Origin of the sequence: Trinickia sp. Y13 (assembly GCF_029522115.1) — a bacterium.
Lineage (GTDB): Bacteria > Pseudomonadota > Gammaproteobacteria > Burkholderiales > Burkholderiaceae > Trinickia.
Genome location: NZ_JAKWFK010000002.1, coordinates 72,854 through 95,530 on the forward strand (window position 1 = coordinate 72,854; position 22,677 = coordinate 95,530).

Annotated in this window: 19 protein-coding genes; 5 read left to right on the forward strand and 14 right to left on the reverse strand. The window is 65.7% G+C overall.

What is annotated here, in order from left to right:
• Positions 1-8: 8 nt before the first annotated feature.
• The 3 genes from MMB74_RS03445 to MMB74_RS03455 are packed head-to-tail and all read right to left on the reverse strand — an operon-like array spanning position 9 to position 6,009.
• Positions 9-1,529, reverse strand: a complete 1,521-nt coding sequence (locus MMB74_RS03445; protein WP_277427710.1) for an efflux transporter outer membrane subunit — start codon at positions 1,527-1,529, stop codon at positions 9-11.
• A 7-nt stretch (positions 1,530-1,536) separates the two neighbouring features.
• The gene (locus MMB74_RS03450) at positions 1,537-4,743 is read right to left on the reverse strand and encodes an efflux RND transporter permease subunit (RefSeq protein ID WP_277427208.1); all 3,207 of its coding nucleotides are present in this window, start codon (positions 4,741-4,743) and stop codon (positions 1,537-1,539) included.
• A gap of 18 nt (positions 4,744-4,761) precedes the next feature.
• Positions 4,762-6,009 carry an efflux RND transporter periplasmic adaptor subunit gene (locus tag MMB74_RS03455; RefSeq protein WP_277427209.1) on the reverse strand — a complete coding sequence of 416 codons (1,248 nt, stop codon included), beginning with the start codon at positions 6,007-6,009 and terminating at the stop codon, positions 4,762-4,764.
• 418 nt (positions 6,010-6,427) lie between these two features.
• On the opposite strand from MMB74_RS03455, the gene MMB74_RS03460 reads away from it, so the two are divergent.
• The gene (locus MMB74_RS03460) at positions 6,428-7,081 is read left to right on the forward strand and encodes a TetR family transcriptional regulator (RefSeq protein ID WP_277427210.1); all 654 of its coding nucleotides are present in this window, start codon (positions 6,428-6,430) and stop codon (positions 7,079-7,081) included.
• 24 nt (positions 7,082-7,105) lie between these two features.
• Here MMB74_RS03460 and MMB74_RS03465 read toward each other — a convergent pair whose 3' ends face one another.
• The gene (locus MMB74_RS03465) at positions 7,106-7,744 is read right to left on the reverse strand and encodes a cysteine hydrolase family protein (protein ID WP_277427211.1); all 639 of its coding nucleotides are present in this window, start codon (positions 7,742-7,744) and stop codon (positions 7,106-7,108) included.
• Positions 7,745-7,940: 196 nt separating this feature from the next.
• Between MMB74_RS03465 and MMB74_RS03470 the strand changes: the two genes are divergently transcribed.
• Entirely contained in the window at positions 7,941-8,921 is a 981-nt protein-coding gene (locus tag MMB74_RS03470) for a helix-turn-helix domain-containing protein (protein ID WP_277427212.1), read from the forward strand.
• Between the two features lie 30 nt (positions 8,922-8,951).
• Here the strand turns inward: MMB74_RS03470 and MMB74_RS03475 are convergent, their stop codons facing one another.
• The 6 genes from MMB74_RS03475 to MMB74_RS03500 form a co-directional block, all read right to left on the reverse strand.
• Positions 8,952-9,758 (reverse strand): carbon monoxide dehydrogenase, encoded by an 807-nt coding sequence (locus tag MMB74_RS03475; RefSeq protein ID WP_277427213.1) that lies wholly within the window; start codon positions 9,756-9,758, stop codon positions 8,952-8,954.
• A 28-nt stretch (positions 9,759-9,786) separates the two neighbouring features.
• A complete protein-coding gene (locus tag MMB74_RS03480) occupies positions 9,787-10,152 on the reverse strand; it encodes a DUF427 domain-containing protein (protein ID WP_277427214.1) in 366 nt (121 codons plus the stop codon).
• 122 nt (positions 10,153-10,274) lie between these two features.
• Entirely contained in the window at positions 10,275-10,766 is a 492-nt protein-coding gene (locus MMB74_RS03485; RefSeq protein ID WP_277427215.1) for a carboxypeptidase-like regulatory domain-containing protein, read from the reverse strand.
• Positions 10,767-10,898: 132 nt separating this feature from the next.
• On the reverse strand, positions 10,899-12,395 hold the full coding sequence (locus tag MMB74_RS03490; protein ID WP_277427216.1) for a DegQ family serine endoprotease: 1,497 nt from the start codon (positions 12,393-12,395) through the stop codon (positions 10,899-10,901).
• A gap of 167 nt (positions 12,396-12,562) precedes the next feature.
• The gene (locus tag MMB74_RS03495) at positions 12,563-13,867 is read right to left on the reverse strand and encodes an ATP-binding protein (RefSeq protein ID WP_277427217.1); all 1,305 of its coding nucleotides are present in this window, start codon (positions 13,865-13,867) and stop codon (positions 12,563-12,565) included.
• A 59-nt stretch (positions 13,868-13,926) separates the two neighbouring features.
• On the reverse strand, positions 13,927-14,586 hold the full coding sequence (locus MMB74_RS03500; RefSeq protein ID WP_277427218.1) for a response regulator: 660 nt from the start codon (positions 14,584-14,586) through the stop codon (positions 13,927-13,929).
• A 171-nt stretch (positions 14,587-14,757) separates the two neighbouring features.
• Between MMB74_RS03500 and dacB the strand changes: the two genes are divergently transcribed.
• The 3 genes from dacB (at position 14,758) to MMB74_RS03515 (ending at position 18,624) form a co-directional block, all read left to right on the forward strand.
• The gene (gene dacB / locus MMB74_RS03505; protein ID WP_277427219.1) at positions 14,758-16,368 is read left to right on the forward strand and encodes a D-alanyl-D-alanine carboxypeptidase/D-alanyl-D-alanine-endopeptidase; all 1,611 of its coding nucleotides are present in this window, start codon (positions 14,758-14,760) and stop codon (positions 16,366-16,368) included.
• 217 nt (positions 16,369-16,585) lie between these two features.
• A complete protein-coding gene (locus tag MMB74_RS03510) occupies positions 16,586-17,488 on the forward strand; it encodes a sterol desaturase family protein (protein ID WP_277427220.1) in 903 nt (300 codons plus the stop codon).
• 5 nt (positions 17,489-17,493) lie between these two features.
• Positions 17,494-18,624: an SGNH/GDSL hydrolase family protein gene (locus MMB74_RS03515; protein ID WP_277427221.1), complete on the forward strand. Its 1,131-nt coding sequence runs from the start codon at positions 17,494-17,496 to the stop codon at positions 18,622-18,624.
• Between the two features lie 174 nt (positions 18,625-18,798).
• Here the strand turns inward: MMB74_RS03515 and MMB74_RS03520 are convergent, their stop codons facing one another.
• The 4 genes from MMB74_RS03520 to MMB74_RS03535 form a co-directional block, all read right to left on the reverse strand.
• A complete protein-coding gene (locus MMB74_RS03520) occupies positions 18,799-19,839 on the reverse strand; it encodes an L-threonylcarbamoyladenylate synthase (RefSeq protein WP_277427222.1) in 1,041 nt (346 codons plus the stop codon).
• A gap of 42 nt (positions 19,840-19,881) precedes the next feature.
• Positions 19,882-21,090, reverse strand: a complete 1,209-nt coding sequence (locus tag MMB74_RS03525) for a 5-(carboxyamino)imidazole ribonucleotide synthase (RefSeq protein WP_277427223.1) — start codon at positions 21,088-21,090, stop codon at positions 19,882-19,884.
• Positions 21,091-21,202: 112 nt separating this feature from the next.
• Complete coding sequence (gene purE / locus MMB74_RS03530; RefSeq protein ID WP_277427224.1) at positions 21,203-21,724, reverse strand: 5-(carboxyamino)imidazole ribonucleotide mutase; 522 nt, start codon at positions 21,722-21,724, stop codon at positions 21,203-21,205.
• Positions 21,725-21,756: 32 nt separating this feature from the next.
• Positions 21,757-22,647 carry a phosphoribosylaminoimidazolesuccinocarboxamide synthase gene (locus tag MMB74_RS03535; RefSeq protein WP_277427225.1) on the reverse strand — a complete coding sequence of 297 codons (891 nt, stop codon included), beginning with the start codon at positions 22,645-22,647 and terminating at the stop codon, positions 21,757-21,759.
• Between the last annotated feature and the right edge of the window lie 30 nt (positions 22,648-22,677).

Sequence of the window (22,677 nt, forward strand, 5' to 3'; positions counted from 1 at the left end):
GCTTTACGTCACCCCGCCGATCTGGCCGCCGCCGATGCCCCCACCGGCGCCGAAGCAGCACCGTAATCGACTGGCGCATCGGCCGGCCGCGGCGCTTCGCCGGTATTGGCGATCCAGCCGCCGCCGAGCGCCACGTAGAGATTCACGAGGTTCTCGAGCCGCGCCGCTCGCGCATTGACGAGCGACTGCTGCGCCGCGTAAAGGTTCGTCTGCGCCGTCAGCACCTGCAAGTAGCTGTCCACGCCGTTCTTGTATCGCAGTTGCGATAACTCCAACGTGCGCGATTGCGCAAACGTCGTGCGTTCGAGCGCGCCGATCTGCCCGTCGTAGGTGCTGCGCGCAGCGAGGTCGTCAGCCACCTCGCGGAACGCCGATTGAATCGCCTTCTCGTACTGCGCGATTTCAATCCGCTTCTGCACATTGGCCAAATCGAGGTTGGCGAGGTTTTGCCCGCCCTCGAAGATCGGCAGCTTGATCTGCGGCGCAAACGCCCACGCGGCCGAGCCCGGCTTGAACAAGCCGCCTAGCGTGGGACTTGCCGTGCCGAGCGAGCTCGTCAGCGAAATCTGCGGGAAAAACGCCGCCCGCGCAGCGCCAATATTCGCGTTGGCCGCACGCAGCGTCGCCTCGGCTTGCATGATGTCCGGCCGGCGCGTCAGCAAATCGGAAGGCAAGCCGGCGGGGATGTCGGTCAACAGCTTCTGATCGTCCAACCCGCGGCCCTGCGGCAGGTCGCCCGGCAACGGCTGACCGATGAGCAGGACCAGCGCATTCTCGGCCTGGGCGCGCGCCCGCGCTTGCGCCTCGCGATTGGCGCGCGCCTGCTCGACGATCGTCTCCGCTTGCCGCAGATCGAGCTCCGAACCCGTGCCGTTGTCGAACTGCAGCTTCGTGAGCGCGTACGAAGCCTCGGCCGTCTTCAACGTGTCGTCGGTGATCTTGAGCAGATCGTCGACGGCGAGCATTTGCAGATACTGATTCGCCACCTGCGCGACCAGCGAAATCTCGGCCGCCTTGCGCGCCTGCGCCGTCGACAGATACTGCTCGAGCGCCTGGTCTTTCAAGCTGCGAATGCGGCCCCAGAAGTCGATCTCCCACGACGCGTTGAGCCCGACGTCGAACTCCTGCGAAATCGTCCGCCCGCTTGGCGAGAGATCGAGCGGCGTGCGCTGCACCGACTTGCTCGCTTGCGCGCTGATGGCCGGGAACAGTTGCGCGCGCGTGATGCGGTATTGCGCACGCGCGGCATCGATGTTGAGCACGGCAACACGCAAATCGCGATTGTTGACGAGCGCGACGTCGATCAAACGCTGCAACCGCGGATCGGAAAAAAACTCGCGCCAGCCGATGTCGGCCGCCGCCCGTCCGCCGGCCGTGTCGCCCGCGGTCGTGACCGGCTGCGTCGCATAGACGCCCGAGGCCGGGAACGTCCCCGCCACCGGCGCTGCCGGGCGCTCGTACTTCGGCTCGAACGAGCAGCCCGCTGCGATGCACGCGACCGCGAGCGCAATCAAGGATGGGTGTCGAATATGCATCTCAATGTCCTTCGTCGCCGTTCTGGTTCTCGCCATTACCCGGCAAATGCGGCGCTGCGTGGTGCGCCTCCGCGCGGCGTGCGGCTTGGTCCGCGTCCTCGGCCTCTCCCGCGAACTTCGCGCGGATCACGACGAAGAACATCGGGATGAAGAAGATGGCGAGGAACGTAGCCGTCAACATACCGCCGATCACACCGGTGCCGATCGCATGCTGGCTGGCCGAGCCCGCGCCATTGCTGATCGCGAGCGGCAGCACGCCGAGAATGAACGCGAGCGATGTCATCAAGATCGGGCGCAACCGCAACCGCGCCGCTTCCATCGCGGCCTCGACAGGCCCCATGCCCTCGCCACGTTGCAGTTCGCGCGCGAATTCGACGATCAGAATCGCGTTCTTGGCCGAAAGGCCGACCGTCGTCAACAGACCGACTTGGAAGAACACGTCGTTCTCGAGCCCGCGCAGCGTCGCGGCGAGCAGCGCGCCGATCACGCCGAGCGGCACGACCATGATGACCGAGAACGGAATCGACCAGCTCTCGTAGAGTGCGGCCAGGCACAGGAACACGACGAGGATCGACACGCCGTAGAGAATCGGCGCTTGAGAGCCCGATTGAATTTCCTGGAACGAAAGCCCCGTCCACGAGTAGCCGATGCCGGCCGGCAGCTTGGCCGCGATCTTCTGCATCGCCTGCATCGCCTGGCCCGTGCTCTTGCCCGGCGCGGCCGCGCCTTGGATTTCCATCGACGAGATGCCGTTGTAACGTTCGAGCTTGGGCGAACCGAAAGTCCAATGCCCCGTGGCGAATGAAGTGAACGGCACCATCGTGCCCGACGCATTGCGCACGTACCAGTGGCCCATATCGTCGGGCGTCATGCGAAATGGCGCATCGGCCATCACGTAGACCTTCTTGATCCGGTTGTCGGTATCGAGGAAGTTGTTCACGTACTGCGAGGCCCACGCCACCGAGAAGGTCTGGTCGATCGCTTGCGGCGAAACGCCAAGCGCTTGCGCCTTCTCGCGGTCGATGTCGACCTTGAACTGCGGCGTATCGTTCAGGCCGTTCGGTCGCACGAGCGCGAGCGTCGGATCCTTGGCCGCCATCCCCAGCAACTGATTGCGCGCAGCCATCAGCGTGTCGTGACCCAAACCCGCGTTGTCGGTCAGCTCGAAATCGAAGCCGGACGCCGTGCCGAGCTCAGGAATGGACGGCGGATTGAACGGAATGACCATCGCGTCCTTGTAACGCGAGTAATGCATGAACATCCGTTGAATGATCGCCTGCACCTTCTCGTCGGAGCCCTGGCGCAAACCATAGTCCTTCAGCCGCACGAATACGAGACCCGAGTTCTGGCCGCGCCCCGCGAAACTGAAGCCGTTCACCGTGAACACCGATTCGACGAGCGACTTTTCCTGCTTGAGCAGATAGTCGGAGATATTCGCCAGCGTGCGCGCCGTCGTTTCTTGCGTCGAGCCCGTCGGCGTTTGCACGATGACGAACATGAGGCCTTGATCTTCCTCGGGCAAGAACGATTTGGGCAGACGCACGAACAGCAGGCCGACGGCCACGATCACCGCGAGATAGATCACGAGCCACCGCCCGGAGCGGCGAATGACGTGATGCACGCCGCGATGGTATTTGTCGCGGCTCTTGTCGAAGGTACGGTTGAACCAGCCGAAGAAGCCCGTCGTCGCAGCATGCTCGCCGGGCTGAACCGGCTTGAGGATCGTCGCGCACAACGCCGGCGTCAGCACCAATGCGACGAGCACCGACAGCACCATCGCCGAGACGATGGTCAACGAGAACTGCCGGTAGATCGCGCCGACCGAGCCGCCCGACAGCGCCACCGGCACGAACACGGCCGACAGCACGAGCGCCACGCCGACGAGCGCGCCCGTGATCTGCCCCATCGCCTTGCGCGTCGCCTCCCGTGGCGAGAGGCCCTCCTCGCTCATCACGCGCTCGACGTTCTCGACGACGACGATCGCGTCGTCGACGAGCAAACCGATCGCCAGCACGAGGCCGAACATCGACAGCACGTTGATCGAGAAGCCCACGACGTTCATGATAGCGAACGTGCCGAGCAGAACCACGGGCACGGCGATCGTCGGAATCAAGGTGGCGCGCAAGTTCTGCAAGAACAGGTACATCACGAGGAAGACCAGCACGATGCCCTCGAGCAGCGTCTTGATCACTTCCTCGATCGACAAGCGCACGAACGGCGTCGTGTCATACGGATACTTCACGACGAGGCCATGCGGGAAGTACTTCGACAACTCGTTGATCTTCGCGCGCACTTCCTTGGCCGTCTGCAGCGCGTTCGCGCCCGTCGCGAGCTGAATGCCCATGCCCGCCGTCGGCTGACCGTTGTACTTCGTGTCGAAGTTGTACGTTTCGCCGCCGAGCTCGACGCGCGCAACGTCCTTGATCCGCACTTGCGAGCCGTCCGGATTGACCTTCAACTGGACGTCGCCGAAATCCTTTGGCGTGCGAAGCAAAGTCTGCTCGGTGATCGTCGCTTGCAGCATCTGGCCGGGAACGGCCGGCGTGCCGCCGAGTTGGCCGCCCGCGATCTGGACGTTTTGCTGCTGCAAGGCCGTGACGACGTCGCCCGGCGTCAGGCTGTAGTTGGTCAGCTTGTGCGGGTCGAGCCAAATCCGCATCGCGTATTGCGTGCCGAACAGCGTCACGGTACCCACGCCATTGAGCCGGCTGATCGGGTCTTGGATATGCGACGCGACGTAATTGGCAAGATCGTACTTGCTCATGCTGCCGTCTTCGGAGACGAACGCGAGCACGAGCAAGAAGCTGCTGCTCGACTTCGTCACCTTCGTGCCGAGCTGCTGCACGACCGTGGGCAACAAGGGCGTGGCGAGCGACAGCTTGTTTTGCACCTGCACCTGCGCGATGTCCGGGTTCGTGCCGGCATCGAAGGTCAAGGTGATCGTGGCGGTGCCGGAGTCGTCGCTCGTCGAGGACAGATAAAGCAGATGGTCGAGCCCGCTCATCTGCTGCTCGATGACCTGCGTCACCGTGTTTTCGACCGTCTTGGCCGACGCGCCCGGGTAGCTCGCCGAAATTTGGATCGAAGGCGGCGCGATCGTCGGGTACTGCGCGATGGGAAGATTGAAGATCGACGCGACCCCCGCGAGCATCAGGATGATCGCAATCACCCAGGCGAAGATCGGCCGATCGATAAAGAATTTAGCCATGTAGCGGGCTCTCCGTGATCAACCTGCGGACGCGCCGGACGCCGGCGCGGCCGAGCCGCCGACAGCCGCAGCCGCGTTGCCGCCCGAAGCGGCGGGCGCGGGCGTGGCCGACGCGCCGATGGCGGTCGCCGGCAATTGGGCCGGCACGGCCTTCACTTGCATGCCGGGGTGCACCTTCTCCGTGCCCTGCACGATCACGCGATCGCCCGGCTGCAATCCGCTATCGACGATCCAATCGGGGCCTTGCATGCCCGCGGTGACGAGCGTGCGCGGTGCGACCTTGTTGTCGGGGCCGACCACGAGCGCGATCGGCGTGCCCTTTTGGTCGTGCGTCACGCCGATCTGCGGCACGAGCATCGCGTGCTCGTTCACGCCTTCTTCGATGCGCGCCCGCACGAACATGCCGGGCAGCAGCACGCGGTTGGGGTTCGGAAACAGCGCGCGGATCGTGACCGAACCGGTGGATTGATCGACGGTGACGTCGGAGAACTGCAATTTGCCCGGCAGCGGGTACGGGCGGCCATCTTCGAGAATCAGGGTGACCTTGGCGGCGCCCGGGCCTGTCGTTTTCAAGCGCCCTTCCTGCACGTCGCGGCGCAGCTTCAGGCCATCGAGGCTCGATTGCGTCAAATCGACGTACATCGGATCCAGTTGCTGGATCGTATTCATCAGCGTCGCTTGGCTCGCCTGCACGTAGGCGCCGGGCGTGACCTGGGAGACGCCGGTGCGGCCCGAGATCGGCGCGACGACATCGGTGTAGCCGAGATTGATCTGAGCCGTTTCCACCGACGCTTTGCCGGCGGCGACATCGGCCTGCGCCTGACCTTGCGCGGCCACCGCGTTGTCGAAGTCCTGCTTGCTGACGGCGTTCGCGGCAACGAGCACCTTGTAGCGATTGGCCTGCGCGGTCGTGGTGGCGAGATTGGCTTGCGCCTTGGCGAGCGTCGCTTTCGCGCTGTTGAGCGCGGCTTGATACGGCGCCGGGTCGATCTTGTAGAGCCGCTGGCCCGCCTTCACTTCGCTGCCTTCGGTGAATTCGCGCCGCTGCACGATGCCGTCCACGCGCGCGCGCACTTGGGCGACGAGAAACGCGTTGGTGCGGCCCGGCAGCTCGGTGACCACCGGCACGGCGCTCGGCTGCACGGTGAAGACACCGACTTCCGGTGTTTGCTGCGGTGGCGCCGAGGGTTTCTGTCCGCACGCTGCGAGCGCGACAGCCGCCGCCGCGGCGCAGATTAAGCGAAATGGAACCGGTTGGACACGCATGGAGCAACCTCTGGTCTATTGACTGGGAATGAAATGATCCTGTCGCGCCTCTTCCCCCGCGAGGCGCGAAGCGCGACGGTCGTCGCGAAACGCTTGACGCTTGATGTCAGCCGAGGGACGAGGATCGCGCGCCCCGCATCGGGGGCGCTGCACGAGCCGCGCGAGGAGCGCGCGAGCGGCGGCAAACGACGGCCGGCTTACGCGCACAAACGACTGACGATATTACCCGCGATTTCACTCACGGCGCTTCAAACGCTGCGGCGTATTGTATATACATACTCGACTGTATGTAAAATGGCATCTGTTACACAAGATTCCAGGCCCGCGCCGGGCTTGCCCTTTTCGGGCAAATTCGTAGCAAAGCAGCCGGCGGCGGCACCCCCCGCGCTTTCACGCCCGCGCCACGGGCATCGCAAAAATGGTCAGACGAACGAAGGAAGAAGCTCTGCAAACGCGCAATCGCATCCTGGATGCGGCCGAGCAGGTCTTTTACGACAAGGGCGTGTCGCGCACGTCGCTCGCCGATATCGCGGCGCAGGCGGGCGTCACGCGGGGCGCGATTTACTGGCACTTCGCCAACAAGGGGGACTTGTTCACGGCCATGTTCGACCGCGTGCTGTTACCGCTCGACGAGCTCGGCGCGCGGCCCGACGACCTCGACGACGACGATCCGCTGGCTCGCCTCGCCACGGTCTTGAAATGGTGTCTGCATGCGGCATCGGACGACGCGCGGCGCCGGCGCGTGTTCGACATCTTGTTTCTGAAATGCGAATTCGTCGATGAGATGGGGCCGGTCAAGGAGCGCCATCAAACCAGCATGCGCGAAGGCGTCGGCAAGATCGAGCAGGACTTGCTGCTCGCCGTGGAGAAGGCGCAACTGCCAGCCGACCTCGACACGCGCCGCAGCGCGCTCTATCTGCACGCCGTCGTGGGCGGATGCTTGCGCGACACGCTGCTGCTGCCCGCTTCGGTCGAGTTCGCTTCGCACACCGACGCGTTCATCGATGCTTGCATCGACGCCCTGCGCACGAGCGCGGCGCTGCGCAAGCCGGCCCATGCAGTGAGCGGTTGAATGCGGGTTCGAGGTTCAGCCTCGTCAAGCGCCGAGCGCCGCGCGCGAGCGCGCCTTCTTGTTCGACGCCGCGATCGAGCCGCCCGCGATCGGCTTGCCATCGTTCACCGCCGCAATCCAATCGTCCGTGCCGACGACCGCCCCAAAACGCGCGTGCATCACGACGGAGAACGTGCGGTGGATTTCTTCGGCGCTTGCGTAGCCCGCTTCGTTCTCGTACGACGGCGCCCCGGTCGCATCGCTGAGCACCTCGACCTTCATCCCCGCATGGGAAGCATGCAGCACGGTCGATATGTTGCAGTTCTGCGTCATGTAACCGACGACCGCGAGCGTATCGATCTCGCGTGCGGCGAGCCAATCGGCCAGGTCCGTGCCCGCGAACGAGCTCGGCAGGCCCTTTTCGATCAAATGGTCATAGGCGCGGCTAGCGACGACGGGATGCAACGCGGCGCCCTCGGAACCGCGCGCAAATAGCGGCGCGTCGGGCGGCGACAGATGTTGCACGACGATCACCGGCACATGTTGCGCATGCGCAGCGTCGATCGCGCGGCCGATGTTCGCCAGCGAAACGTGCACGGGCGGGTATTCGATCGGCAGGTCGCCGGTGACGTATTCGTTTTGAACGTCGATGACGATCAGTGCGCGGCGCGGGGACGTGGTCATGGCTCTACTCCTTTCGATGCTTGACTGTAGGGCGTCGCCTCGCAGTTCGAGGTAGCGGCGCGGCGACGGGATGAGCCTCATTGTTCCCCGATCGCATGGGCTGTCACAGTGGCCCCAAAGCCAGATATCGATAGAATCGGGCCAATATGCCTCACCCCCTCTTTTGATTTCGTTCGCCTTGCGCCCGGAGACCGCCTTGACGCTCGCTGCCCGCTTGCCCGATCGCCCGCCCGTCGTCGCCGTGGTCGCGTTCGACGGCATCAGCCCATTTCATCTGTCCGTGCCCTGTCTCGTCTTCGGCGAAGACTATGCCGGAGGCGGCGTGCCCCGCTTCGACCTGCGCGTCTGCGCCGCCGAGCCCTGCACGCTGCGCACGACGGCGGGCTTCACGATCGGCGCGCCGCACGGGCTCGATGCGATCGACGAGGCCGACATCGTCATCGTGCCGAGCTGGCGCGACGCACACCAAACACCGCACGACGCGCTCCTTGCCTCACTGCGCGCCGCGCACGCACGCGGCGCGCTGATGGTGGGTCTGTGCCTGGGCGCCTTCGTCCTCGCCGCGGCCGGCGTGCTCGACGGCAGGCCCGCGACGACGCATTGGGCTTGGGCCGAGACCTTCGCGCGCCGGTACCCGTCGATTCGCGTCGATGCAGCCGTGCTCTATGTCGATGACGGCGACGTGCTCACTTCGGCGGGGACCGCCGCCAGTCTCGATTGCTGCCTGCATCTGCTGCGCCGCCGCTGCGGGGCGGGAGCGGCCAATTATGTCGCGCGGCGCCTGGTCGTGCCGCCGCATCGCCAGGGCAATCAAGCGCAATTCGTCGAGCAACCCGTCGGCGTCGATGCGCGCGACGATCGCCTCTCGACCTTGCTCGAATGGGCGCAGCAGAACCTGGCCGAATCGCATTCGCTCGATTCTCTTGCCGAGCGCGCATTGATGAGCCGCCGCACGTTCACGCGGCGCTTCAAGTTGGCGACGGGGACGACCGTGGGGGCATGGCTGCTCGCCGCACGGCTTGCTCGCGCGCAGCAATTGCTCGAGACCACCACCGACAGCATCGACGGCATCGCCGAGGCGGCTGGCTTCGGCTCGGCCGTCTCATTGCGCCAGCATTTCGCCGAGGCGTTCAAGACCTCGCCATCGAACTACCGGCGTGAATTCCGAGGGACATGACTTGCTGGGCCCGGACACGGACTTGCCGGTTCAGGTGAACCAGTGCGATGCGTAGAGCAACACGGCGACGAGCACGACCGCCACCGCCCAGGCCCAGGCCGGCATCGCCTGAGGCGGCGACGCGCGATGCAGCCCGTGAGCGTCGCGCAGCGACGCCAGCGTGCCGGCCGCTCTGCCGCCGAGCGCCGCCGCCGCATCGTTTTCCCAGGACTTGCGTCCATGACGCGCGAGGCTGATCGGCCGGAGAAACACATGCTGACGCCGCGCACCGCCCGCGGCACGGTTCGCACGTCTGCCATGTTTGGCTTCGACCACTGCGCAGAATTCGGCGAAGAAATCGTCGGCGAGATCGTGAAGCGCGTTTTCGATCTGCCGCGGCGGCAGCTCCGCGAGCGGCCCGGTCAGTGTCGCCCAAACGGAATAGTCGATGCGCGTTTCATTCGCCTCCCCAGCCTGCTCACCAGTCGGCTCGCCGGCCTGCGCGCCCCCTCCTTCGACGGTCCCGCCATCGGAAAGCGTCACATCGATCTGCCCGCGCAGCGACCCCACGCCCGCCGCGCACGCCTTGAAGTTCAACGTGCGATGCAGCGAATCGTCAGCGCGCGAGTCTTGCCCCCCGGCCTGGCGTGCGTCGGAGCTGGCAAGATGCGCGCGCACCTCGTAGCGCGCACGCAGCGGGCCGAGCGGCACCGTGAGCGTCAGCGCGTACTCGCCGCTCGGCAACCGGCTAAAGGTCTCGCAATTTTCGACGCTTGCGCGCAACAACGCGATGTCCTGCAAAGCCTCGCGGACCGCTGACGGGGCGAGCGGGACACGCAGCGCGTCGGTCAATTCCATGGCGGTTCCTCGATGGCCCTTGCGGCGGCTAGGAAGTCTGGTCGATGCGATCGACGCGCGACGAATAGAACGCGAGACAATCCTTGATTGCTTCGGCGCCTGGCAACGGAGATTCGTAGCTCCAGGCGGCATCGATGACCGGACCGTCCTCTTCGGTCAGCAAATGAAAGTACGAAGCATCGCCCTTGTACGGACAGTGCGACTTGCTTTGCGACCGTTGCAGGCGCGTCATGTTGATGTCTTCGCGCGGAAAATAGAAAACGTCGGGCAAGCCCGTTTCCTTCACCGTCAACCCGCGCCGCGTGTCGGCAATGGTGATGCCGCCATGGATGACGCGCAAACGATGGCGGTTCGGCTCGATTTCAACTCGGTGTGAGGCATCGGCATTCGTCATGGCAGTTCCCCCCGCAAGGCGTATGCCGGGTGCCCGTGTGCGATGCACAAAAAAAGCCACGAGCGGGCGCCCGTGGCTTCATTATCTGCGAAAGTGGGGCCGCGTGGCGACCAGACTGTGCGCTACTGGATGTTCCAATGAAAATCGGCGCGCGCGCCCGGCCCCTTGGAGACGTGAACCTGGCGAGTTTGGTCCTCGTCCTTGTACCGCGCGTGGACGGTATAGGTGCCGGGGGGCAGCTTCACCAGCATGTAAGGACCGTTCGAATCGGCTTTGAGAACCTCGGAGTCGTGCGGGCCAACGATGCGCACATGAACGTCGGCGAGGTAGTCGGCGCCCGGGCCCGTGAAGCGCATGGCGAGCGGCCATTGGTGCTGAGCGCGCTTGAGCGCCGCCGATTCGTCGCTCCCCACGCCGCCCGACACATAGGCGATGTCGCCCTGGTGCTCGATTTGCGGCATGCCGCTGCCGTTCTCGTTGCCGGCGCTCGTCATATCGGTGGTCGTGCCGCCGACCGCGCCGGAACTCTGCGCAAATGCTCCGGCCGTCGCGCCGAGCGAGAGCGCGGCAAAAGCCGCGGCGAGGACGGTTTTCTTGTTCATTTGCGTTTTCATAGCATCGCTCCTTTTAGATCGTGCGCGCGTCGTCGATACGTATGCTTAAACGACGACCACAGCGCTCAAAGGAACAGGCGAGCAAGGCCCGTTCCCGCGCGCCATCCGGCTCGGGGACGGCGCGCGCCAGGTTCAGCCCAGATCGACGGGTACGAAGATCTGTGCGTTGTCGCGTTGAATCAGCAGCGCGACGCTGTTGCCGGCCTTGGCGATGACGTCCCGCAACTGTTCCACCGAGGTGACCGGGCGGCCGTTGACCGCGAGAATCACGTCGCCGGGCTGAATGCCCGCGCTGGCCGCCGGACCGCTCGATTGCTGCACGAGCAACCCGTGCGAGAGCGACGTGCCGCTGCGCTCTTGTGGCGTGAGCGCGCGCACGGCGACGCCTAGGCGGCCCTGTTCGGTGGCCTTCGCCCCGCTATCGGCAACTTTCGTGTCGGTCAGCGAACCGAGCGTCACCGTCAACTGCTTTTTGCTCTTGTCGCGCCAGACATCGAGTGTGGCCTTGGTGCCGGGCTTCATGCTGGCGATCTGCGAGGGCAGATCGGTCGAGTCGTTCACGGGCGAACCGTTCACGGCCAGGATCACGTCGCCGGCCTGCAAGCCCGCCTTGGCGGCAGGACCGCCCGGATCGACCGAGCTGACGAGCGCACCGACGGGTTTTTGCAGCCCGAACGAATCGGCCAGCGTCTGATTCACGCCCTGCACCGCGACGCCGAGCCTGCCGCGGCTGACGTGGCCGGTTTTGACGAGCTCGTCCTTGACATGCATCGCTTCATCGATCGGAATCGCGAACGAGAGCCCTTGGAAACCGCCCGTCTGCGAGTAGATCATCGAATTGATCCCGATTACCTGTCCTTGCAGATTGAACAGCGGGCCGCCCGAGTTGCCGGGATTGACCGGCACGTCCGTTTGGATGAAAGGCGTGTAGTTCTCGTTGGGCAACGAGCGCGCCTTCGCGCTGATGATGCCCGAGGTGACCGTGTTGTCGAAACCGTACGGCGAGCCGATCGCGACTACCCATTGGCCGACCTTGCTCTGGTTCGGGTCGCCGATCTTCACCGTGGGCAGATTCGTCGCGCTGATCTTGAGGACCGCCACGTCCGACTGCTTGTCGGTGCCCACCACCTTCGCGCGGAACTCGCGCTTGTCCGTCAGCTTGACCGTGACGACGTTCGCGCCATCGACCACGTGCGCGTTCGTCAAGATGTAGCCGTCGTTGCTGATGATGAAGCCCGAACCGAGGCTCGCGCTCGGCGTGTCGTCTTGGCCGCCGCCATCATCGCCGCCGCCACCGTTAAAGCCGGGGAATTGGCCGTAGAACCGCTTGAAGAATTGGTAGAACGGATCGTTCGGGTCGACCGGCAACTGCTGCATCGAGCGGCGCGCCGTGTGCTTCACGACATGCTTCGCGCTGATATTGACGACGGCCGGCCCGTACGTTTCCACGAGCCCGGAAAAGTCGGGGATGCCCGTTTTGGCGGCCGCCTCGGCCGGCATCATCGCGGCGGCTTGCGCAGCCGTGATGATTTGCGGATCGGCGTGACGCGTGCCAGCCACGTAGCCGGCCGAGAGCGCGGCGGCGACGGCGATCGCCACGGCGCCGCGAGAGAGCGTTCTTGCGTTCATAGGAAAAGGCCTCCTTGCTTGATGTGAGGCAGAGTAAAAGCGCTGGCTTAAAGGAGACTTAACCGTGAAAGGGTCCGATTGCCGGGCCGAAACGAGGCAGGTGAGCCGCCGCATCGCCCGCCTGCCTGCGGGCGACGCCGCAGGCAGGCGCCGCGCCGTTTTGCGCCTCAGGAAAACTTCACCGTGACGAGCAGGCCGCCGAGCGGCGCATCGCCGAGTTCAATCGCGGCGCCATGCTGGTTGGCGACGCGCTTGACGATCGCAAGTCCGAGCCCGCTGCCCGACACGTCGGTGCGCGCTCGCGCCGACGCATCCCGATAAAAGCGGTCGAATACGCGGTCGCGCTCATCGGCCGGAATGCCCGGCCCGCTGTCGGCGATCTGCACGCAAGCGCCGCTGCCGTCGGCCTGCGCGGAAAGCGTCACGTCGATCCGGCCGCCGGCCGGCGTGTATTTGACGGCATTGTCGAGCAGATTGCCGAACATGACACGCAGCGAATCGGCATCGGCCGACACGGTGGCCGATTGCGCTTGCTCGAAGCCGAGATCGATGCCGCGGCGCTCGGCGATGGGCGCGTGCGCGGCGACGCAATCGGCGAGCAGCGCGCGCAAATCGACGGCTTCCTTGACGGCGTTCGCATCGGGCTCCGCCCGCGCCAAGGCGAGCAGTTGCTCGGCCAGGCGCGTCGCGCGCGTGATGCCCGCCTGCAAATCGGCCAGCGCCTCTTTGCGCGCATCGGCGTCTTGCGCGCGCGCGACCAGTTGCGATTGAATTTGCACGGCGGCGAGCGGGGTGCGCAGCTCGTGCGCGGCGTCGGCGACGAACGCGCGCTGCGTGTCCAGCGCCGACGACAAGCGCGCGAGCAACCCGTTCAGCGCGCGCACGAGCGGACGCACTTCGAGCGGCAGCCGCGCATCGGGCAGCGGGTCGAGCGCCTCGGGCCGCCGCGCGTCGAGCGCGCGCGTGACGCGCGCGAGCGGCGCGAGCCCGCGTCCGACGACGCCCCAAACGGCCGCGCCGAGAAACGGCAACAAGACGATCAACGGCCACAATGTGCGCAAGGCGACGTTGGCCGCGAGACGATTGCGCACGGACAACGGCTGCGCGAGTTGCACGACGTTGTCGCCCACGATGGCGCCGTATACGCGCCAATCGCCTCGGTCCGTGCGTTCGGTCGAAAACCCGAGCTCGGCGCGCGGGGCCAGCGGCGCGCGCGGATGCGAGTAGTACATCAGCGCGCCCGTGCGGCTCCAGATCTGAATGACGATGCCTTCGTCGGCGTCGTTGTGCGCGCCGAAAATCTGCGCGAACGGCTCGGACGGCAACGCAGCGGCGATTTCCTGCAGCTGGTAATCGAACAGCTCGTTGGCCTCGGCCAAGGCCTGCCGGTAAATGAGCCAGCCGGCCAGTCCCACGCCGGCCAGCACGATTCCGAGCAGCCAAAACAGCAATTGACGGCGAATGGATTGCATCGAGACGTCGGTTCCTCGGTTTGCGTTGCAGTGCGTCGCGTCGGGTCGCGCCGGTCGCCCTAATCTTTCGCGATCATGTAGCCAAGGCCGCGTACGTTGCGGATCAGATCGGCGCCGAGCTTCTTGCGCAGCGCGTGAATGTACACCTCGACGGTGTTGCTGCCGATCTCCTCGCCCCAGCCGTACATCTTCTCTTCGAGCTGGGTCTTGGAGAGCACCGCGCCGGGCCGGGCCAGCAGCGCTTCGAGCAACGCGAACTCGCGCGCCGAGAGCGCGACCGGCGCGCCGTCCAACGTCACTTGGTGCGCGGACGAATCGAGCGTCAGCGGGCCGTGCCGGATCACCGACTCGCACCGGCCGGCTTGTCGTCGAATGAGCGCGCGCATGCGCGCGCCGAGCTCGTCGAGGTCGAACGGTTTGACCAGATAGTCGTCGGCGCCGGCGTCGAGCCCCTTCACGCGATCGGCCACGGCGTCGCGCGCCGTCACGATCAACACCGGCAGCGCATTGCCGCGCGCGCGCAATGCGCGCAACACGTCGAGCCCGTCGCGCTTGGGCAGGCCCAAGTCGAGCAGGACGAGATCGTAGGTTTCGGCGCCCGCCGCGGTCAGCGCAGCCTCGCCGTCTTGCACCCAATCGACCGCGAAGCCTTCGCCGCGCAACGCCTTGCGCACGCCTTCGGCAATCATCCGGTCGTCTTCGACTAGCAATATTCGCATCGCCTCACACTCAGTCTCGGCACTTCGGAGTTGACCCACATACGCGCATTCTAGCGGGTCCGATCCGGAAACTTCCCGTGCTGTTCTCGCCGCGAGCGCCCTACAATGAGCGCTCGCCGCGTCGCATCCCGCGCGCCGCGCCCTCGCCATCGGCTTTTTGCGCAATCCTCCATGACGATCGCTTCACTCTTTCCGTCGACTCGCCGCCCCGCCGTTCTCGCTTCGTTCCGCCTTTTCTCACGCCGTCCCTCGCTCGATCCGTCGCCCGCGACCCGTGCAGGCGCCGCATCCGCCCCGCGCCCGCCGCACGGCGATGCGCGTTGGCGCGTGGCATGCGCGCTCGTCACGGCCATCGCACTGGCTGCGGCCGGCCCGGCCGACGCCCGCAAGCTGCGGCATCATGCTCGCGCGCCCGTCGTAGCGCAGTTGCCCGTGTCGGTTACCAGCGCGCTCAAGCGCGCGGACGTGCCGCTTTCGTCGGTCAGCGTCGTCGTCGAGCGCATCGGCAATCGCACGCCGCTCGTCGCCCTGAATGCGCAAACGCCGATGCTGCCGGCGTCGACCATGAAGCTCGTCACGACCTATGCCGGCCTGTCGGTGCTCGGCCCCGACTACCGCTGGCGCACGAGCGCCTATGCCGACGGCGAGCTCGACCGCAACGGCGTCCTGCACGGCAATCTTTACATCCAAGGCACGGGCGATCCGAAGCTCGTGCCTGAAGAGCTCATCGATCTAGTCGATAAAATCCGTCGAGCCGGCATTAGCGGAATCGACGGCGCGCTCGTCCTCGACAAACGCTTTTTCGATCCCTCGACGCGCGATTTGCCGCCCTTCGACGACGATGCGGAAGCGCCGTACAACGTCGGCCCCGATCCGCTGCTTTACGCCTTCAAATCGCTGTCGTTCACGCTCACGCCCGAGCCCGACGGCAGCGTCGCGATCGACGTCATTCCGGCGCTCGCGCAATTGCAGATCGACAACACGCTGCACGCCAGCGCCGGGGCCTGCGTCGGCGTGGATACGGCGCTCACGCCGAGCGTCACGCGCAGGCAAGACGGCATCGTCGATGCATTGTTTTCGGGCGACTACCCGCTGCGCTGCGGGCCACGCACGATCAATCTCGCCATGCTCGATCACACGGCCTTCTTCGCGGGCGGCTTTCTCGCGCTATGGCGCTCGGTGGGCGGCTCGTTCGAAGGCACGACGCATGAGGGGCCGGTCCCCTCCGGCGCGCGGCTGATCGCGACGCACCGCGGTCCCGTGCTGTCGGACGTCGTGCGCGACATCAACAAGTTCAGCAACAACGTCATGGCGCGCAACTTGTTCTTGACGATCGGCGCCGTGGTCGACAAACCGCCCGCCACGCCCGCGAAGTCCACCGCCGTGATCGAACGGTTTCTGCGCACGCAAGCGCTCGACATGCCCGAGCTCACGCTCGCGAACGGCTCCGGCCTCTCGCGCGAGGAACACATCAGCGCGAAATCGATGGCGGACTTGCTGCAAAACGCGAACGAGAGCCCCGTCGCTCAGGTGTTCGTCGCGTCGCTGCCCGTCGCAGGCGTGGACGGCACCATGCGCAACCGGCTGCGCAGCGAACCGGTGCTCGGCAATGCCCATATCAAGACGGGCACGCTCAACGACGTACGTGCGATCGCAGGCTACGTCGCGGCCGCGGACGGCCAAAGCTACGTGGTGGTCAGCTTCATCAACGACAAACGCGCCGGCGCGGCGCGCGCCGCCCACGACGCCCTGCTCGAATGGGTCTATCGGGGATTGCGCTAGCCACGGGGCATTCGGCGGCGCTGCCAAGGGCCGCGCCCACCGAATATTTCTTCTACGATCAAATGAGGCCGGCCGCGGCGCGAGCGTGTACGCTGTCGGGCAACGACCGGCGTGAGACCGATGGGGACGTATGTCCCACGCGCCGCCGGCAAGGCGGCCGCGCATGCTGCGAGGACCCAGGCATCCATAACTAAGAGACACGAAGGAGGAAGACGTCATGCAATTCGACGCCGAATTGCTTCTGCTCGCCATGGCGCCCGTCTTTCTCGCATGCATCGGCTGGGAGGCATGGCACCTCGCGCGCACACGCCGGGCCGATCGGCTCTACAGTTGGCCCGACACGCTGTGCAACGCCACGCTCGCCCTGCTGCATCAAGGCGCTGACAAGCTCGCGTGGCTAGCCGTCGTGCCTTTCTACGCATACGTCTATGCGCATTTCCGGCTTTTTACCTGGCACGGCGGGTGGCTCTCGTTCGCGGTGCTATTCCTGGCCCAAGACCTGCTGTACTACGTGTTCCACCGGTGCAGCCACCGCATCCGCTGGTTTTGGGCCGCGCATGTCGTCCATCACTCATCTGAGCGCCTCAATCTATCGACGGCATTCCGGCAAAGCCTGATGTACCCGATCGCCGGGATGTGGGCGTTTTGGACGCCGCTGGCGCTGCTCGGCTTCCCGCCGAACCAGATCGTCGCCATCGTCCTCATCAATCTGGCGTTCCAGTTTTTTGTCCATACGCAGGCCATCGGCCGCTTGGGCTGGCTCGAATACGTGCTGAACACACCGTCGATTCATCGCTGCCATCATGCACGCAACCCGCGCTACATCGATCGCAATTTTGCGGGCGTGCTCGTGATCTGGGACAGGATGTTCGGCACCTATGTGCCCGAGGACGAGGACGATGCGCCGCAGTACGGCATCGTCGAACCGCTGCGCACGTACAACCCCTTGACAGCCACTTTCCACGAATGGCGCTCGATGCTCGCCGATGCGATGCAGGCGCCCCGCTTTGCCGATAAACTGCGCGCGATCTTCGGACCGCCCGAATGGGCGACGGCTTACCACGCGGCGCGAGCGCAATACGCACCAGATCACGGCCATGCCGCATACACGAGGAGATGAAGTCGATGGAACACGGTAAGAAGACACGAAAAAGCACTTGGCTGCGCCTCGCGCAAAGCTCGATCGCGTGCGCGGCGTTCGCGCTGCTCGCAGCTTGCGGCGGCGGTGGCGACAGCTCGCCGCCGGCCAGTTCGACGCCGGCCGGCGGCGTGGCGCTGCAGGCGGTCTCGTTCGGCGATAGTCTCTCCGACGTCGGCACCTACGCCTGGTACGCGAAGGCCAACTTCGGCGGCGGCGAGTTCACGACGAACCCGGGTTCGATCTGGGTCGAAGACGTCGCGGCCTACTACGGGAGCTCGCTCGCGCCTGCCTACTCCGGCGGCTTCACGATGGCGACGCCCACGGCGCAATCGGGCCTAGGCTACGCGCAGGGCGGTGCGCGCGTCGCCCTGCAACCCGGCGTCGGCAACCCGGTTCTGAGCACGGTGCCGATTACGACGCAGATCCAAAACTACCTGAGCGCGCACGGCAGCTTCAACGGCAATCAGCTCGTGATGATCCAAGGCGGTCCGAACGACATCTTCACGGCTGCGGCAGTCATCGCCGCCAATCCGGCCAGCGCGGCAACGGAAGTGACCGCGGTGCAGAACGCGGCGATAGCACTCGCCGGCGCCGTCGGCACGCTGCTGCAAAACGGCGCGACGAAGGTCGTGCTCGTGAACGTGCCCGACATCGGCAAGACGCCGCTCGGGTTGTCGTCGTCGGACGGCGGCGCGCTCCTCACGCAGTTGAGCCAGGTATTCAATCTGACGCTTACGACGGCTCTGACGCAGGGCGGCATCATGAACAAGGTGATCTACGTCGACGCCTATACGTTCATCGACAACATGTCGGCGAACGCAACGGCCAACGGCTTCGCTGTCGCCAATACGGGCACGGCCTGCAACCTCACGAAGATGGCCTCCTCGGCCACGGCGTACGGCCAGGCCAACCCGAGCGTCCTGAACGGCATGACGCCGGCGCAGTTCGGCGCTTCGCTCGCCTCGTCGCTGTTCTGCTCGCCGCAGATGTACACGACGACCGGGGCCGACCAGAGCTATATGTTCGCCGACAGCGTGCATCCGACGACGCGCCTGCACGCGTTGTTCGCGCAGCAAGTCGAACGGCAGATCGCGGCAGCCGGTATCGGCAAGTAATGTGGAGGCGAGGCGGCGCAACCCGCCTCGCTCGGCCTCGACGCGGCATGCCGTTTTTTGAGAACGAGTGAAGAAGGCCCTCCCCAACTGACGCGCGGTTCTTCGCTCCCGCGAAACCGGGCGTTTTGCTTCGTATCGGCGCGCCCGGCTAGGCCGAGAAGGCACGAACGAGCGCTATGCGTCGGATGCAAACGCCGCCGCCGCGCGGCCGAGTCGATCGTTGACCGCGATCCATTCGGGCGTGTCGGGGAGCTTTTCGACGAAGATGCGAGCCACCTGCGCACGATCGAGCGCGCGCAGCAAGCCGTAGAGTTCGCGCGCGTAAAGATGCGGATCTTCGGGCGCCGCGATGAAATGAACGTTGGCCGCGTCCGCCCATGCGCCGGCGCGCGAAACGCGGGCAACCAATGCAACGCGCACGCCTGCCGCGCTGGCTTCGCCCAGCATCGGTTCGAGCGCCGCGAACGGCAACAGCGCGAGCGGCGTGCGCGGCGCGTAATGCGCTTTGAGCGTGCCCGAGGCGCGGGGCGCCGTCGCATCGCTGCCGTCCGGCAGCTTCGGCGCGACGCCGAGCACCGCGGCGATCTCCAGCGGCGTCACCCGCCCCGGGCGCAGCAACGCAGGAAAGCCGCGCGAAAGATCGAGAATCGTCGATTCGATCCCCACATCGCAAGGCCCGCCGTCGAGCACGTGAATCGCTTCGCCGAACTCGTCGCGCACGTGCTGCGCCGTGGTCGGACTCACGTGCCCGAACCGATTGGCGGACGGAGCCGCCACCCCGCCATGCCCGCCGCGCCGCGCGCTGAACGCTGCCAGCAGCCTTTGCGCCACCGGGTGCGATGGGCAACGCAAGCCGACGGAGGTTTGCCCCCCGCTCACCGCATCGGGAATGTGCGGTGCACGCTCGAGGATCAGCGTGAGCGGCCCCGGCCAAAACGCGTCGATCAGCTTGCGCGCATCGGAAGGCAAATGCGCCACCCAGTATTGCGGGTCACCTTGCGGCGCCAGATGAACGATCACTGGATGGTTCGCCGGCCGACCCTTGGCCGCGTAGATTCGCGCGACGGCAGCCGGACTCTCGGCATCGCCCCCGAGGCCGTAGACGGTCTCGGTCGGAAACGCAACGAGTTCGCCCGCGTCCAGAAGCGCAGCGGCTTCGTCGATTTGCGCGTCGGAAACCGTCGGAACGCCGGGGGAAAGAGGGCGGTTGGGCATCGTCGCCACGTCTGAACTATGGGCTAAATATAGGCCGCTCGCTCAGGCGAGCGAGATATGCAGCAGCCGTGCGCAATCGCGCGCGGCCGTGCGCGCTTCGTCGAGCGTCGCAGCCGTGAAATTCACGTGCCCCATCTTACGCCCGGGCCGCGCATCTTCCTTGCCGTACAGATGCAGGCGCGCGGCCGGCATCGCCGCCACCTCGTGCCAGGGCGGCGTGACAGGCGTCGTGCCGGCGCCGCCCTTCGGGCTCGCGGGGAACCAGACGTCGCCGAGAATATTGAGCATGACTGCAGGCGAATGCTGACGCGTGTCGCCTAGCGGCATGCCCGTCATCGCGCGCACTTGTTGCTCGAATTGGCTCGCCGCGCAGGCATCGACCGTGTAATGGCCGGAATTGTGCGGGCGCGGCGCCATTTCGTTCGCGACGAGCGAGCCGTCTTCGAGCACGAAAAACTCGACGCAGAGCACGCCGACATAGTCGAGCTTCTCGGCGATACTGATTGCGGCCAACTGCGCTTGTTCGACCATTGCCGGCGACGCTTCAGGCGCGGGCACCACCGTCAACGCGAGCACGCCGCCGCGGTGGAGGTTTTGCGCGAGCGGATAGACGGCCGTCGCGCCATTGGCACCGCGCGCGATGAGCGCAGAGACTTCGTATTTGAGGGGCAGCCGCTTTTCGAGCACGCACGGGACGCCGCCGAGCGCGCCGTAAGCCTCTCGCGCCTCGTCGACGCTCGCGACGCGCACTTGGCCCTTTCCGTCGTAGCCGAGCCGCGCCGTCTTCAAAATGCCCGGCAGCACCGCTGCGAGGGCCGCGTCGTCGATGGCGGCGAGCGTATCGGACGACTCGATTACGACGTGCGGCGCAACCGGCACGCCGGCTTCGGCGATGAAGCGCTTTTCGGCGATCCGGTCTTGAGCGATCGCAACGCAGCGTCCGGCGGGACTGACAAACGTCGTGCGGGCCAAAAAGTCCAGGCTTGCGGCCGGCACGTTCTCGAATTCGGTCGATACGGCCGCGCACAGGCGCGCTAGTTCGGTCAGCGCCGCTTCGTCGGTATAGGCGGCGCGTACATGCCGATCGGCCACGCTGCCGGCAGGGCTCGCTTCGTCGGGATCGAGCACGGCCACACGGTAGCCCATCGCCTGGGCCGCGAAGCAGAACATGCGGCCGAGTTGGCCGCCGCCGACCATCCCGAGCCAAGCGCCGGGCATGATCGGTGAAACGGGGGTGTTCTCTTGATTCATCGTTGAGTCGATCGGTCACGCCCGCGGCGCATCAAGCCGCAGCGGGACGGGGAGCCATGGTCGCGAAAACGGGACCGGTGAAGAGGCCCGCCGCCACGGCGGGCCACCGCTCTTACAGCGCCGGCAGCACCATCGCGTGGGCCGCCTCATTTTGCTTGACGCGAAAGGCCGCGAGCCGCTCGGCGTACTCGGCCGATGTACCCGCCAATATCGCCACGGCGAACAGCGCCGCGTTCGCCGCACCAGCCTCGCCGATAGCGAACGTCGCGACTGGAACGCCCTTGGGCATCTGCACGATCGAATGCAACGAGTCGACACCCTTCAGATACTTGCTGGCCACGGGCACGCCCAGCACCGGCAGCGTGGTCTTGGCGGCGAGCATCCCGGGCAGATGCGCCGCGCCTCCGGCGCCGGCGATGATCGCACGCAAGCCGCGCTCGCGCGCTGTTTGCGCATACGCGAACATTTCGTCCGGCATGCGGTGCGCCGAGACGACCTTCGCCTCGTAGGGCACCCCGAAATCTTGCAAGATCGCCACGGCGTGCTTCATGACGTCCCAATCGGAACTCGATCCCATCAACACGCCGATCACCGGCGCGCTATGCGTGTGGGCCGCTTGTGCTACTTCGCTCATCGTGCGGTTTTCCTTTCGAAGCGTGCACTCGCTCACGCGAGCTTGCGACCCGTCAGCCGCTCGAGCGCTTCTTGATACTTTTCGCTCGTCTTGGCGATCACATCCTCGGGCAGCTTCGGCGCCGGCGCCGTCTTGCCCCAGTTTTGCGCTTCGAGCCAGTCGCGGACGAACTGTTTGTCGAACGACGGCGGGTTCGTGCCGACTTGGTATTGATCGGCCGGCCAGAAACGCGACGAATCCGCCGTCAAAGCCTCGTCCATCAGGAACAACTCGCCGTGGTTGTCCAGACCGAATTCGAACTTGGTGTCGGCGATGATGATGCCGCGCGTGGCGGCGTATTCGGACGCTTCCTTGTACAGCTTGATCGAGATGTCGCGGATGGTTGCGGCAAGCTCGGTGCCGATGCGCCGCTCGCAGTCCTCGAACGTGATGTTCTCGTCGTGCTGCCCCATTTCGGCCTTGGCCGCGGGCGTGAAAATCGGCTCGGGCAGCTTCTGCGCGTTTTGCAGCCCGGGCGGCAGCGCGACGCCGCAAACGGCGCCCGTCGCTTGGTAGTCCTTCCAGCCGCTGCCGGCGAGGTAGCCGCGCACGACGGCCTCGACGAGAATCGGCTCGAGCCGCTTGACGACCACCGCACGCCCCTTCACTTGCTCGACTTCATCGGCTGCGACGACCGACTCGGGCGCGATGCCCGTCATGTGGTTCGGCACGATGTGCTGCAACCGCTCGAACCAGAAATTGGCCATCTGGTTCAGCACCTCGCCCTTGCGCGGAATCGGCTCACCCATGATGACGTCGAACGCCGACAAACGATCGGTCGTGACGATCAGCAGCTTGTCGTTGGCGACCGCGTAGTTGTCGCGGACCTTGCCGCGGCCGAGCAGCGGCAGCGAGTGGAGCGAAGATTCGTAAAGGGTAGACATCGTCGTGAGCCGTCAGTCAAAAGTGATGAA

Excerpts from the sequence above, each read along its gene's own strand:
- MMB74_RS03495 (WP_277427217.1), bottom strand. The coding sequence starts at position 13,867 with ATGCAATCCATTCGCCGTCAATTGCTGTTTTGGCTGCTCGGAATCGTG.
- MMB74_RS03480 (WP_277427214.1), bottom strand. The coding sequence starts at position 10,152 with ATGACGAATGCCGATGCCTCACACCGAGTTGAAATCGAGCCGAACCGC.
- MMB74_RS03460 (WP_277427210.1), top strand. The coding sequence starts at position 6,428 with ATGGTCAGACGAACGAAGGAAGAAGCTCTGCAAACGCGCAATCGCATC.
- MMB74_RS03450 (WP_277427208.1), bottom strand. The coding sequence starts at position 4,743 with ATGGCTAAATTCTTTATCGATCGGCCGATCTTCGCCTGGGTGATTGCG.
- MMB74_RS03475 (WP_277427213.1), bottom strand. The coding sequence starts at position 9,758 with ATGGAATTGACCGACGCGCTGCGTGTCCCGCTCGCCCCGTCAGCGGTC.
- purE (WP_277427224.1), bottom strand. The coding sequence starts at position 21,724 with ATGAGCGAAGTAGCACAAGCGGCCCACACGCATAGCGCGCCGGTGATC.
- MMB74_RS03515 (WP_277427221.1), top strand. The coding sequence starts at position 17,494 with ATGGAACACGGTAAGAAGACACGAAAAAGCACTTGGCTGCGCCTCGCG.
- MMB74_RS03490 (WP_277427216.1), bottom strand. The coding sequence starts at position 12,395 with ATGAACGCAAGAACGCTCTCTCGCGGCGCCGTGGCGATCGCCGTCGCC.
- MMB74_RS03510 (WP_277427220.1), top strand. The coding sequence starts at position 16,586 with ATGCAATTCGACGCCGAATTGCTTCTGCTCGCCATGGCGCCCGTCTTT.
- dacB (WP_277427219.1), top strand. The coding sequence starts at position 14,758 with ATGACGATCGCTTCACTCTTTCCGTCGACTCGCCGCCCCGCCGTTCTC.
- MMB74_RS03465 (WP_277427211.1), bottom strand. The coding sequence starts at position 7,744 with ATGACCACGTCCCCGCGCCGCGCACTGATCGTCATCGACGTTCAAAAC.
- MMB74_RS03500 (WP_277427218.1), bottom strand. The coding sequence starts at position 14,586 with ATGCGAATATTGCTAGTCGAAGACGACCGGATGATTGCCGAAGGCGTG.
- MMB74_RS03520 (WP_277427222.1), bottom strand. The coding sequence starts at position 19,839 with ATGCCCAACCGCCCTCTTTCCCCCGGCGTTCCGACGGTTTCCGACGCG.
- MMB74_RS03455 (WP_277427209.1), bottom strand. The coding sequence starts at position 6,009 with ATGCGTGTCCAACCGGTTCCATTTCGCTTAATCTGCGCCGCGGCGGCG.
- MMB74_RS03535 (WP_277427225.1), bottom strand. The coding sequence starts at position 22,647 with ATGTCTACCCTTTACGAATCTTCGCTCCACTCGCTGCCGCTGCTCGGC.
- MMB74_RS03525 (WP_277427223.1), bottom strand. The coding sequence starts at position 21,090 with ATGAATCAAGAGAACACCCCCGTTTCACCGATCATGCCCGGCGCTTGG.
- MMB74_RS03485 (WP_277427215.1), bottom strand. The coding sequence starts at position 10,766 with ATGAAAACGCAAATGAACAAGAAAACCGTCCTCGCCGCGGCTTTTGCC.